The organism is Calditrichota bacterium (genome assembly GCA_013152715.1).
Taxonomy (GTDB): domain Bacteria; phylum Zhuqueibacterota; class Zhuqueibacteria; order Thermofontimicrobiales; family Thermofontimicrobiaceae; genus 4484-87.
This window is the reverse complement of record JAADFU010000200.1, coordinates 20587-34502: the sequence shown is the minus strand read 5'-3', so window position 1 is coordinate 34502 and position 13916 is coordinate 20587. Positions and strand designations below refer to the sequence as shown.

9 protein-coding genes are annotated in these 13916 nt (G+C 42.6%); all 9 read right to left on the bottom strand.

Annotated features, from left to right (window positions below):
* Nucleotides 1–6: 6 nt before the first annotated feature.
* The 9 genes from GXO74_15950 to GXO74_15910 all read right to left on the bottom strand — a co-directional run bounded on the left by GXO74_15950 (nucleotide 7) and on the right by GXO74_15910 (nucleotide 13671).
* Nucleotides 7–426 (bottom strand): 4Fe-4S dicluster domain-containing protein, encoded by a 420-nt coding sequence (locus GXO74_15950; GenBank protein ID NOZ63145.1) that lies wholly within the window; start codon nucleotides 424–426, stop codon nucleotides 7–9.
* Nucleotides 427–446: 20 nt separating this feature from the next.
* Complete coding sequence (locus GXO74_15945) at nucleotides 447–800, bottom strand: dinitrogenase iron-molybdenum cofactor biosynthesis protein (GenBank protein ID NOZ63144.1); 354 nt, start codon at nucleotides 798–800, stop codon at nucleotides 447–449.
* 31 nt (nucleotides 801–831) lie between these two features.
* Entirely contained in the window at nucleotides 832–1206 is a 375-nt protein-coding gene (locus tag GXO74_15940) for a hypothetical protein (GenBank protein NOZ63143.1), read from the bottom strand.
* Between the two features lie 352 nt (nucleotides 1207–1558).
* Nucleotides 1559–3046, bottom strand: coding sequence for a GWxTD domain-containing protein (locus GXO74_15935; GenBank protein NOZ63142.1), 1488 nt, complete (start codon nucleotides 3044–3046; stop codon nucleotides 1559–1561).
* Nucleotides 3047–3162: 116 nt separating this feature from the next.
* Complete coding sequence (locus tag GXO74_15930; protein ID NOZ63141.1) at nucleotides 3163–4194, bottom strand: PorV/PorQ family protein; 1032 nt, start codon at nucleotides 4192–4194, stop codon at nucleotides 3163–3165.
* A gap of 50 nt (nucleotides 4195–4244) precedes the next feature.
* On the bottom strand, nucleotides 4245–7367 hold the full coding sequence (locus GXO74_15925) for a T9SS type A sorting domain-containing protein (protein NOZ63140.1): 3123 nt from the start codon (nucleotides 7365–7367) through the stop codon (nucleotides 4245–4247).
* Nucleotides 7368–7428: 61 nt separating this feature from the next.
* Nucleotides 7429–10356 carry a TonB-dependent receptor gene (locus tag GXO74_15920; GenBank protein NOZ63139.1) on the bottom strand — a complete coding sequence of 976 codons (2928 nt, stop codon included), beginning with the start codon at nucleotides 10354–10356 and terminating at the stop codon, nucleotides 7429–7431.
* A 355-nt stretch (nucleotides 10357–10711) separates the two neighbouring features.
* Nucleotides 10712–11797: an AI-2E family transporter gene (locus GXO74_15915; protein NOZ63138.1), complete on the bottom strand. Its 1086-nt coding sequence runs from the start codon at nucleotides 11795–11797 to the stop codon at nucleotides 10712–10714.
* Nucleotides 11798–12048: 251 nt separating this feature from the next.
* Nucleotides 12049–13671, bottom strand: a complete 1623-nt coding sequence (locus tag GXO74_15910; protein NOZ63137.1) for a radical SAM protein — start codon at nucleotides 13669–13671, stop codon at nucleotides 12049–12051.
* Between the last annotated feature and the right edge of the window lie 245 nt (nucleotides 13672–13916).

Genomic DNA, 13916 nt, shown 5'->3' with positions numbered 1-13916 from the left:
TCTTCCCTATCTGCTAAATTTTTTTCGCATTCGTTTTCTTATTCTTCTCCCTTGTCCGCGGATAATTTTCTCACCAGTCTTTTGCTGGGATGCGGGTGCACCGACGTCTTCTACTTTCGAGACAAGAAAGTCACTAACTTTAGACATGAGCACAGGCAACAGCACACTTCCCATGACTGACAGACCTGTTTTTGCAAGAGTTAGAAACGACCTTTGCGGCGATAATTCGTCCGAGTACTTTGCCTGCAATTCGTAGCCGCTGACAACAATTGCACTTTGCGGGCAGGCATCGATGCACAATCCGCATTCTGTACAAAGATTTGGCTCAACACGAGCTTTTTCATCCACCAAATAAATCGCTCCCGCCTCGCAGACCTCCATGCATTGTTTGCACCCATCACATTTTGCACTGTTAATTGCGTACATTTCAGCACCAAAATTTTGGTTTAATGCCCGGCAGGACCGGCTTGAGTAATTTCTTGCAACTCATTATTTTTGAATTTTTCAATTGCTTCCTCGACAGTAGCATCGCTGAGCTGATACATCTTGATGCCAGCCGCTGCGAGAGTTTGGTGCGCATTAGGGCCGACATTGCCCGTAATCACTGCTTCCACGCCATTCTGGCTCATCAAAAGCGCCGACTGCGTTCCGGCGCCATGTGCCGCGTTCACCCCTTCGTTTGAAATGGCTTCATATTCCGATGTTTCAGGGTCCACAATGATGAAATTTTGCGCTCGACCGAATCGAGGATCAACTTTTGCTCGCAAATTTGTTCCCATTGCTGTTACTGCAATTTTCATTTTCCTTTTCCTCATTTTAGTATGAAATAGCTTAATGTTTTCTCATTGAACCATGGCGAAAACGGCTTCTCTTGCCCCTGCCCGGCATGTTGAAATCAGGAGTGAGCATTCTGTTTTGACTCAGCGCATCAATGATCTCTGCTACATTGCCGGTAATCCAGGGAATAATCTTTATATTTTGCGCCTGCAACAAATCATGCACACAGGCAGTGATTGCGCCGCAAATGAGTGTATTCACGCCATTTTCCTGTAAAATTTTCAGAATGTCGTTATAGGCTCCGCTGTAGAGGGGAATCGTCTTCATATTTGATTTGTCGAAGTCAGGCGAATGAAGCAAAATTAACCGGTCCGATGTTTCCAGCAATGATGCAATGCGATTCCCGTAGGCTGCCAGACAAATGTTCATTTTCAAGTCTCCTTCAAAATTGCAAATATTCTAATGCAATTAGAGTGCCAGCAATACACATTTAATTTTAATTCATTGATATTACTAAAGTTAGTACATTGTTATCTTTTCCGACGATGTTTTATCAGGGTGCAATATGCTCCTTTTTAATAATTTTACGAGTGCTTTATGTGCCCACTATTAATTGGAACCATTGCCGGAGAGAGGAGAAAAAAACAATTTTTTAACAAAAAAAGGCGCAATGAAGGGATCATTCTCCACATCGCGCCTGTTTAAAAACTGATATTTTATTAAATTTTGATTATAGGACTATCTTCACTTGAGGAAATAATTTTTACAAATTAAATTTCATTTATTTTAGATACCGGGGCCATTCTAAATTGTTATCCCGAAATATTCTTCGCATGTAATCTCTTGCATTGGTGCCCCTGGTCTCGTCGGCAATTCCGGTACGGCCGTGACTCACTTTGAGCAAATCCAACCAACCCGCATTGTAAACTTCACCGGTCTTGGTCGAATGAAGCAATTTGAGATCACCAAAGCTACCCACCACTCCAAAAATGAAAACCACTCCATTTTCAATTTCATCATAACTCCACGCCTGAAATTCTTTGAAATCCGGCACATTGGGGTAATACTGAATTTCCGATGGTTTCCCGTATGTAATCAAGATTCGTCCGCGATCAGACATCCACCCTTTCATGCGAATATCGCTGAAATTTGCATTGGCATATTGCACACGCCAGATAAAATCTCGAAACGACTCCAGCGAATTTGTATCCGGATTATTGTCATTTTCTTTCCAATACCTGAAAAGATATAATCTCTTTCCTTTTTCAGTGTTAATATTATCTATGATCTTGCGCTCACTTTCCGCAAGTAAATATTTCAAAGCTCCAAGTAACATATCTAAATCATTCACATCTACCAGAGCTATCTCGCTTTTTGCCATCTGGTCTTCAAGAGACATGTTTGCTTGATTTTCAGGCTGCACGGTCGGATTATTTACATAAAAGGCGACGAGCCGCGCCGCAATATTATGTCCGGAAGAATCGGCGACAGCAAGATGCAAATTATATTTTCCAGAAGGTAAATTTTGGATTCCAAACATCCCCACTTCAATATCATCATCTCCGCGAATTCTTTTTTTCTTGTTGAAAACAGGGAAAGAGGGAACCGGCAATCCCTGTCCATCCAAAATCGTTCTTTTTATGTAAAAATATTTTCCCTTGAAAGATTGTTTAACGTGATAGATTTCAAGATAATAATAAACATTGGGATTTTGTAAATCATAATAGTTGAGAACGCTTGGCACCACGCGAAAATTATTTTTCACAAATTTTTCAGCGCCCGCTCTACTTGCAGGAGCTATCTCTCGTGATAGTTCAATATCGCTCATCATTGTGACGTTTTCAGCATTTTTTCGGACGATAAAATTTTTAATTCTTACGCTGTCAATGCGATCTGGTGTCGCCAAATCTTTAGCTATCAGTTGAAAATCATATTTTCCGGGAGTAAGAAGATAGCGGAGAACATCCACTTTTAATTTTGCTCCGGAACTATCATTGAAATCCGAGTGATTCTCAACTTTCCAGATATTTCTAAACAAATCTTGCTTTCCCGCGCTAGCGGTCAATTCAAAGGCATATTCTGATTTTTTCGCTTGATTTGCGTGAATGCCGCTGAGTAGTCCATAATAGATTTCGACTAAAGAAGTATCCGCGTTGAATCTGAATTGTTTCACATTCAAACCAAGGTTTATCTTATTCTGAGCCAATATCTTACTCGGAAATAGACCTGAAATGAGAACAAGGTACACCAGCAAAATCATCTTCTTCATTTTGGCCGCTCTTTTTTGTTTAGTTTTTTCTTCCTTGTGGTCCCCAAAAGCAGGAAAAGGATTGACACCAATAATTTGTATCAATCCTTTTCCAAAAAACTCCATCAACAACTTAGCTAAAACTGAACCGAGAAAGTAACACACTGGTTGGATTCAAAATAGTCTGTTTGCCGATAGGCATAGTCAATGACAAATGCCGTGCCGGAAGGCAACGCATATCTGAATCCGGCTCCTGCGGACATACCAAAAATATTGTCTGCCTGATCTTCAGTTTGAGTAGCATAGCCGGCGCGGAGGAAAAACATGTTGTTAAAAGCATATTCGACGCCGCCCTGGACTTCATCCAGTCCGTAGTTTTGGCTTCTGAAATTTCCTGCCACGGTCACAACGTGCTGATCAGTCAAACGATAGTCATAAGCCAAACCAATTTCAAATGTGCTTGGCAGTTCAAATTGCTGGGCTTCAAGACGCAAATCCATTGGCTCAGTGCCTGCTTCCGTATGCGGAAGATCAACTGTTCTCTGCAGATCTCCACCGCTGTATTTCATCATACCGCCAAAATTGTTCAGCGTCAAGCCCATGCGTACGCCGAGACTGCTGATATACTGAACGCCAATATCGAAGGCCATTCCTGTTGCTGAAGTACGCATAATATTTTCAGAAATGAGCTTCGCATTTACACCAAAGAAAATGCGGTCCGTCATTTGTCTTGAGTAAGTTAATGCCACCGTACTAATAGTCGGGTCAATCATAATACCGGTACCCTCAGTTTCAAATTCGGTGGTTTGCTCAAACTTGCCGAAACTGAAAATTTTCGCACTGGCACCAAAAGATCCGATGTTTCCCAGTTTTGCTGAAACCGCCACAAAATTAACTTGAGTATCGGCAATCCACTGCATATTTGAGAAAGTCGCCTCTGCCGTCGCATCAGACGCCGCTAAACCGGCAGGGTTCCAATAGATCGCCTCATTGCCACTCACCATTGCATTGGAAGCGCCTCCCATAGCAAGAGAACGCGAACCAATGGGTATCATGAGCTGCTGCGCGCCCGCTCCGCCAACCTTGTCCTTATTTCCTGCGAATAACGCAGTTACACTGAAGACAATGGCGATAACTGCGATTAGAAAAACTACCTTGTTTATTTTCATCGTGTTATCTCCAATTTATTATTCCAAATTTAATGATACATTAACTTTAATTACAGATTTTTCAATCTCTGTTCCCTGAAAATAACAGCCATTTTCAGAATCTTCGTGCCAACATTAGGTATCTCAATATAGGCAATATAGAATCCGCTCGCCACCGGGAGATTATTTGCATTGCGCAAATCCCAGTTGTGTACAGTGGAATTCGGATCATTGTGCTCAATCTTTCGCACTAACTGCCCGCTGATAGTGAAGATTCTAATCGTGCATTGTTCAGGTAAATTGATGAAAGTAACATGCTCTTGATGTAAAGCTTTTTCGCTGATCGTGTGTGCAAAATAAGGATTCGGATATACATTAATCAAATCCAATCTTTGTTTTACGTCAGACAAGACGCCAGTTTCAGGGCCCTTGATCGAAAATTTAAATTTGTCAGGGGTAAGCGTAATATCCTGGCCTTTCATGTGGACGGTCACTTCTTTACCTGTGACGGGATAAATCGCTGGAAAAGAGAGCTCAACAATATCTCCAGTGCTCCACGTCATTCCTGGGCGGTACGTGAACATCCATGTTGCCATTGTGTCCTGGCCCGTATAGCTGATATTGTGGACTTGCTCATCATATTCGGAACCAAGCACATAAATAATACAATCACCTTCTGGCGTCCATGTCGGGACAAACGTGGAGTCCGAAATTTTTTGTTTAAAATCTGCAAATCCAGTGTTTAATTGGATATTGCGATCCATGTCCCAAACTTCAAACGGAACCCTTAGCAAGAAAGGATCTCTTGATCCAGGATTAGGATTCTTCGGATGCTCTGGAATAAAATGCGACGCATCGCCAAAGGAGAACTCCAATGTGGACATCGAACCACCGGAAACAACTTCCATCGTTGTGGAATCCATTACACCAGTGAATCTAATTTCCAGCTTGTTGTATAAAATTGATGGATCTGACGTGCCTTTCTTAAAAGTTCCAAATTTGGCCATATCATTTTTATATTTTAGCTTAAGATACGGATGGGAGAGGCTATCCACCAAGCCAGGATTTACCGGACCCGCGTCTGCAACAAGCTTGGGCACCCAGGTTAGAACATCATTGGCAACGAAATCTGCATCAACTCCGATGAAGAAATCGATTGGACTGTCATAGATTGATGTTTTTTCGGACAACTGCTTATCGACACCATAATTTGTCACATTGGTATAGCCTTCAACAGCCTGTCCGTTTTTGAGCAATGTCCAACTGCTATCCGGATTAAAGTCAACTTCATAATCAGCAGTTTCCACGTGGAGCGGATCCCATACTTGCACCCAGATTTCATATTTCGAAGTATCTGCGGCGCCTTGATAGTGCTCCACAGGAATAGTTTGGCCAAAATCCTGATTCACTACCGTTCCCAGGGGCGGTTTATGCGGCGTAACTGTCAAGACATTCTTTGAACTTTCCAGAATTCGAGGCACACTTTCCAGCCCCACGGCGTAACTTGTAACCGCAACGTAGTAATTACGCCCATTTGCCATGGGAAGATCTTCATAGTCTTTAGTGTAACGGTAGTAATATTTGAGGCCTTTATCTTCACCAAAAGCGCTCGGTAACTCCACTGTAACACCGCTATTGTCATCATAAGTCTCGTCTTTTACGACAAGAATTCCGTCATTCTCATCGTAAGTCGCCAACCTTTTCCAGGGGCCACCGGCTGATGAGCCGATATAAACGTTATAACCTTCGAATTGATAACCTTTTTGCACATAATCCTCATCGTCATTATTCCAGGTTACCAAAACAGATCGATCATCTTCAGTGACGACAACATTCGGCGCAAGCGGCGGGCTCGGAATGCTAAAGTTCAGATCATAAGCTTGTTGCACTAACTTGTCGTAAAATCGTAACTTGGACACACTTGAAAGACGATTATTGCCCTGAGCAATGACACAACCAAGAACAATATTCTGCGTGTCACCAACCGAGAGAGTAAAGGGACCCGAACCCGTTAACATACGAATATCATCAGGTGGGTTTTCCATAGTTGACAACCAGCCAGTACCGGTAACAGGATCTCCTGTATTCGAAAAAGTGGTGACTTCTCCTGTTACAGGATTCACCCAGGGAGTGCCATCTTTTTGCGTACCACTGAGGTAATTCCAGACTTCCAACGCGCCCTGAGCGCTGTACGGAGGATCACTGTATGTTGCATTACCATTGTAGTATTTATTGAAAGAGGTCGCTCCGATCATTTTTTTGTCATGGTAAACGGTACCATCGGGAAGTTGCACCGAATCGCCAGGTGAATCGACAATCGGTCCCTGAAAATAATCCCAGCCTAAAGCCGGCGGTTTCGGTCCATAAGTAGAATCTATAGGTTTCCCGCCATAGCAATAGCTCATTCCGGTATCGAGGTCATAGCCAATTAAGTCATCATTTGCATCGCCATTATCCACGTCTGCCCAGGCGCCAATGTAGGCTTCCTGCAAATCATTCTGACCTTTATTAATGACAATATACTTAATGAAAATAGTGTTTCCGAGAGATCCGGCGCGATCAAAACCAAATACAATCAGATGAAGTTCAATACCAATGGGCAAAGTATTGTAGCAGCCATTATGCAAGTTTTGATCTAAATCGTTCATAACGGCATACAGCATTTCATCACCGAGACCGATCCAATTATTATCAGCATCGGCCACAGCAGGAGCGCCTTGTTGCTCGGCAAAAGTGCGCCAGGTATCCCAAGAATCGATTTCAAGGGCCGCATCACCATCCGGATAGTCCTTATGCACTTTGTACACGCGGTATTCCTCTTTTGACGGATCGTCTGCTGTCCCATCCGGTAAAATCTTGCCGGGTTGATACTCGACATTATAGTCGGCACACGCCGTACGAATGTCGCCATTTATTTTTCCGGCAATCCAAATTCCAGCGTTGTAACAGATATATTTTCCGGAACCTTTTGGCCATTCCATATCAGCGTTGCCGGTAATCGGATGGCGAGTAAAGGTCCCGTTGTTCATCACGGAACTTCGGATTTGGTTAACATCGATATACTTGACCGCTCTTATGGTCAAATTCTTATTTAGAGTTTTTCCGGAAGGTGTCCCTTCAACCGCCAAAGCTGCACTGACAACAAATAGCAGCATCAGGCACACGACCAATCCGGGTATGATCTTTTTTATCATTGCTTTTCCTCCTGAAAAAGAAAATGCTTTTCTTTTTGATTATTTTTACAAATATTACGACTTAAAATTCCACCAACAGGCCAAAACGCAAAATACGAGGCGTACTCACATTGGCTGTGCCGCCGCCACTCAGGGCTTCTCGGGCAAGATATTCGCCATCTTTACCGTTGATCTCTAACCAGGCTTTTCCGTCAGAAGTCAGAAACCAACCGTTATCATGCGGGTCACCGCTTTGCGCATAGACACCCGTAACGTTTTTCTTGTTGAATACGTTGTACACCCAGATGTAAGGTTTAATCCTGTATTTACCAACATAAACTGTTCGATCAATCTTGAGATCCATTCTGTTGTACCACGGCAAGACAGAAGAATTCAGCGCCTCGATGGGATGAGGAGCATTCTGCGGGAAAAGGCCTAAAGCGCCCGGTTCGATTCGGGTATAACGAGAACCGCTATGAATCGTGTAAAAAACATTCAGCCCAAAATTAGCAAATGGCTTAACGCCGAAAAGAGTCGGGCCGTCATCTTTATTGAGACGGAAGTCAATGTTCACATTTCCGACATGGTCCTGGTTATAATCCAGCGGCATAATGATTGTCGGGAAACGCAACTGTTGATCCTGCCAGGCAATATCGAAATGACTACCGCTGCTTGAACCGGTACCCATGGCTTTGGAGTAGGTATAATCTAATGAAGCGCTAATACGATTCGTTCGTCTGAGATTAAAGCTAATCTGCAAGCCTTTGGTTGTACCGTAATCAACATTTTGATACTGAAAATAAGAAGCATATCCGTAGCCGGCTTCCGGGAAGAAAACGCGCAACTGGATATAATCTTTGATATCTTTGTAAAATGCGGTGATATTCAAACTGGCGTTCATACCGATCTGCTGCTGCAAACCCACTTCGTATTGAATGGTTTTCATTGGTTTCAGATTCGGGTTAGGCATGGAACGCGCATTTCCGCCCTGCAGAAAACGCGACACGGCTGTGTGGCCATCGTACATATCGTTTGTTTTCGGCATTTGCACAAATCTGCCAAACTGGGCATGAAATACAGTTTTTTCAGTCACAGGGAACGACCATCCCAAGCGGGGGCTGATCACGGTGTATTTTTTTGAATCGCCAAAACTGCTGTCGGCAATCAGGTTCGTGCTTGTGAAAAGCAGGCGAGCCGGATCTTTCCAACTTTTCACTCCCGAATCAAAATAGTCGACTCTTATGCCTGCATTTAAAATCAAGTCTTTCAACTCAATCTTATCCTGGAGGTAAAAAGCCGATTGAATAGGATGGCGTGGTGCATCATTACCGTCCGCTTTAACGATTTGTCCCTGATTATTGGTTGCGTCGTAAAACTTGTTACCACTAATTTCGTTGCCCCAGATATCGTAGCCATAATTGATCAGATTATTTCGGAAAATATCAAAATCTGTTCTGTTATCATCTGCGTTGGTATCGCGCCTATGAAGTCCGAGTGCAATGGCTGAAGTCGAATAATGGAAATAACGACGCACTGTGTAGTAGTCGTACTGAAAGCCTGTTTTCAGTTCGTTGAAGTTATTGAACTGCCAGGTTAAATCAAATTTGGGCCCAAAGTTTTCTTGAGCATTTTTCCCATAACGTGAAATTACCTGACCAGGCAATGAGGGAAAGAGTATACCGAATAAATTATAAGTATGTCCTAATCCCCAATCGCGCATTCCCGTATTGTATGCAGGATCGCCGTATTTGCGAATGTCGCTCCACAAATCAGGATCGCCGTACTCTGTTTTATAGTAGAAATAATTCAGATTGAACGTGTAGAACAAGCGAGGATTCACCTGATGTGTGAATTTCACAAACGCACTTGCGTTCCAGCGTTTATTCAGTGTAAGTTTGTCTAAATTCATCAGCGCGCCCCAGCGGCTGCCACCTCTATCCTGTCCAGTGTGAAACGTTCCGCCGACTTTAACTCGAAATGCAGCGCTGGGAGAATAACTCATATTTCCGTTGACGTCCCACGTAGAGTTATAGTATCCGGGAATCGGTCCGGGGCCGTAATGCGGATTATAAACCAGAGTATCGCCAAAGGATACTAGCGTCGTATCGAAATCGATACCGTGCCAGTTAGTCGCATAGCCGCCATTATAGTTTCTTTCGGCAGCGACAAAGAATCTCATCTTTTTGTCAGCGATAAAAGGCACAGGACCGCCGGCAGTCAGCGTATAGGTGTTGTAGCCCCAGGATTGAGTCCCTAAGGTTTTTCCTTCATTGTTTTTGAATGCTTCATCGGAAATAGCTTCAAAACTGAAATTATAGTCCGACCCGCCGGATTTTGTCGTCGTCAGCAGAACGCCGCCATTGGCAAAGCCATACTCAGCATTAAATCCACCGACGTTAAAGTTTGTCTCTTCAATAGCGTTGTTAATCACTGATAACGCATTTGTCGTTCCGCTGGAAATCAGAGAAGTCATCACTCCGTCCACGTACGTGACGCTTTCCTCGCTCCTACTGCCGCGAACATGAAAACCGTTGTCGCTGACTACCGCGGACGATAAATTCATAACCGTTGTTACGCCACGCATCGGAATATTTTTCAAATCTTCCGCTTGTAGAGTTTTCACGGTACTGGTTACATTTTTATTGATGATAGGTCGCTCTGCAACGATGCTAACGGTCTCTCCCTCCAGAACCGTTGTCGGCAATTCGAAATTGACATCAGTCGTCAAATCCGGATGTACGCGAATGTTGCTAATAGAAACGGTTTTATAGCCGATGTAGCGAGCCGTAACCGTGTAGGTCCCAACCGGAACGTTCAAGATAATGAAAATGCCGTTGATATCTGAAGCCGCTCCCATCATGGTACCTTCCAGCATAACATTGACGCCCGGCAGTGGTTCACCAGTATCCTTGTCCACAACTTTACCGGAAATTTTACCGGTAACTCCTGCAAAAATGAGCGTCGGCGCCAATATTAACACCATCAACGCAACAAGAATTTTTTTGTTCATGTTTCCTCCGTTAGGGTTTCTCAAATAATAACGTTAAAATTACAAAAAACATTCCGCTAATATTCTAACCTCGTTTTTGAAGCACCACCTCCTTCCGCTTGTTAAAATAGTCAAGTCCCCTTTTTTTAAAGCACCACCTCCTTACTATTTTATCCCTTTCACATTTATCAAAAAATTTTGCATCAGTGCCCTCCAAAAATAACTGAAGCTAATTTGCAATTTTTATTCCACTTATGATAAATAGCTATTATTTCCAATATTATCAAATAGTTAACAATAATCACATCAGAATCATTTTTCAGCTAATGTGCAAATTATGTCAAATTAATTGTGCATTTTCTTGCATGGCAACAAGCTACTCTTCGGCAATCAAAATGGCAATTGGTTTCAACGGATCAATGTTGCGACAGATAATTTGAATAGTAGAAGAAATGGGAACAGCGAGTATCATGCCAATCGGTCCCCAGACAAATCCCCAAAAAATTAAGGAAACAATAACGACTAACGGGCTCATGTTTAGACTTTTTCCCATAACCGAGGGTTCAACAATGTTGCCCCATGTTATTTGCACGCCAATCAACAAACTCCCCACCCAGACAGCCGGGAAAAAACTTCCGAATTGAAAAATAGCGACCAAGATCGGCGGCGCCGTAGCGATTATCGAACCGATATTAGGAATAAAATTCAACAAAAACGTCAGCAATCCCCAGATCCAGGCAAAATCAACGCCAAAAATAAGCAAAATGACCGTGGCGCTGAGCCCGGTGCCGAGGCTGATCAGGGTTTTGGCAAAGAAATATTTTTGTATCCCATCATTAATATTACCCATGATGTAATAGATTTTTTGGGACCGTTTTCCTGGAAAAGCTTTGGCAATATTTGAAATCAAATGTTCCCGGCCCAACAAAATGTAAACGGTAAACAATAAGATAAGAAAAATATTGGCAATGAAATTAATGAATGATCCGATGCTTGACGACAACAGCGACGGGATGGAAAGTTTTTGTAATAATTCACCCCAGTCAATATGTTGGTAATACGCGACGATTTGTTCGCGCGGAATCTCAAGCATACCAATGATTTTTAGATACAAATCATTGAATTTAGCCTGATATTTGGGAAATTCAGCAGAAAATGCAGCCACATTTGCATAAATAATCAGACCCACAAGATAAAAGAAAACGAAAGTAATCACCAAAACAACGACAATAGCGACGACCTTGGGAATTTTGATCCGTCTCATGACATTGATTAACGGTTCGAAAATATATGACAGAATAATAGCAATAAATAAAGGTTTGAAAATAGCTTGCAGCAAGTGCAGAATAAACCCCACTGCAAACACAACCAGCACCGCGAGAGAAATTTTAACAGTCTTGCTATCGCGCACAACCGGCGGAGTTTTTCGCTTACTTTTTTTTCGTATATAATAAAAGCGCATGGGACTTTATTCTAATTGTCCATGAGTTTGCCTGAAAACCAGTTTTTTCAAAATATCAAACAATGGCGAGTTGTTGCTTCATGCTAATCACACATCGTTAGCGCAATTTCACGCAAAGAAATAATGATTTTGTTGTCAAAATTAGCTCAATCATTTCAAAACGTTAACAAATATAATCAATTCCTTTTTGAAAGTCAAGTCTTATTCACAAATCGATTTGTTTTTTTTGAGGCATGGGGAAAAGTGAGAAATCAAGATTTTGAACCAACAGATACCGCAGACCAATTTTTCCACAGAAAGTCTTGCCGCAAACCGAAACCCATATATTCCCAGGGAAAACGGTAATCACGGCCTTTTTCCAGAAAGACGCTCTTTTCAACGTTCACTTCGGCTTGCTCCCACGCTTTCTCCCAGGAAAGCCGCTCTCTAATTTTCAGATAGACAGCCCGTCCTACTTTTTCATTGCCCTGGGAAAAGACCGCTTGCAAAACTTCTTCCTTTGAACTTTTTTTCAACATTTCGACATTGCGGAAATTTTTCAGTTTATCGGAAATGTATTTTCTGGTCCGCCGGCTATATTCAGGCCTCGCCAGCGGTGCCCACTGAAAAGGAGTCCACGGCTTCGGAATGAAAGCGTTGATGCTCAAAGTCAGTTTTCGCTTTTTGTTTTTTTTTAAAAAAATCGAACTCACGTTTTTCACCAAATCGACAATGGCGTCAATATCATTCTGCGTTTCTCCGGGTAATCCAATCAAAAAATACAATTTAATGTGAGAGATATTTGAATCGCCCAACGAAGCCGCCGCTTGCATGATGACTTCCTGCGATAGATTTTTATTGATTATTTTTCTCAATCGTTCGGAGCCAGCTTCCGGCGCAAAGGCGATGGAATTCACTTGCGCACGCTCAAAAATATCTAAAAATTCCGGCGTAATCATGTCCAAGCGAAAAGAGGACAAACCTAACTCATAACCTTTATCCGCTAATACACGGCACAATCGCAGTAAACCAGGATAATCCGAAAGCGCCGCGCCGACCAACCCTACGCGCTTTGTTTCGCCGGCGTTTTCTTCAATAGTCTCAATTATTTTTTCTTCGGGAAAAATGCGATAAGGATGGTAAATATGACTCGCGGCGCAAAACCGGCATCGTCTGCCGCAGCCTCTTCCCACTTCCAGCAGAAACATATCTTTAAAATGGCTATCGGGCGACTGAATGACAGAGTACTGCGGCAAAAACTTTTTTAAATCAGCGTGAACTTTGACAATCTGGCCATTTTGAGGAGCAAAATGCGGCACATAAAATCCGGCAGAATTTGCAAAAATCTCAAACAACTCTGCCCTGGAGATCGCATTTTTTCTGTACTCAAGCAAAGTTTCGACCAGCAAATGCGAAATCGGTTCGATTTCTCCCATGACAACAATATCGGCAAACAAAGAAAGCGGCGCCGGATTCATGAACGCTGCTGTTCCGCCAAGCAACACGAGCGGCTCTTTTTCATTTCGATTTTTTGCCAGCGGCTCGATTCCGCTCTCCATTAAAAATCGAACGACATTCGGAATATCCAATTCGAAGGAAATTGAAAAAGCGACAACATCAAAATGGCGCAATTCAGTACCGGATTCGATTGTTTTTGTGCGCACTGGAAAAGATTTATCGAAGAAAGCGCGCTCACAACGTACCTCGCCAAATTCATTGAAAATGCGGTAAACTGATTGAAATCCCAAACTTGCCATGCCCACGCCGTAAGAATTGGGAAACGCCAAAGCTACGGACAACACACTTTCGGATTTTACCTGTGCCGCATTTTTCTCCCGCGATAAAATTCGTTGCCGTAATTGCTCAAAAGGTCTGTCGTTAGTATATTTTTTCATTCCCTTCTCAAAAAAACAATCCTGATAACCAAAAATGAATTTGAGGGCCGAAAAGCTTTTGTTAAACTGCCTTTCCGACGAGAAGTTGCACAGCGCCCGAATTCCTGCAAATCTGTGGTTATCAGGATTGATGAGTTTAGCCACAAAACCAGCCATTTGGCAAACAATTACCAATAACAGGTTACAAATTCATATAATCAATAAATATGAATCAATGTGCCCAAAGATATCATTGAACAAAAAAT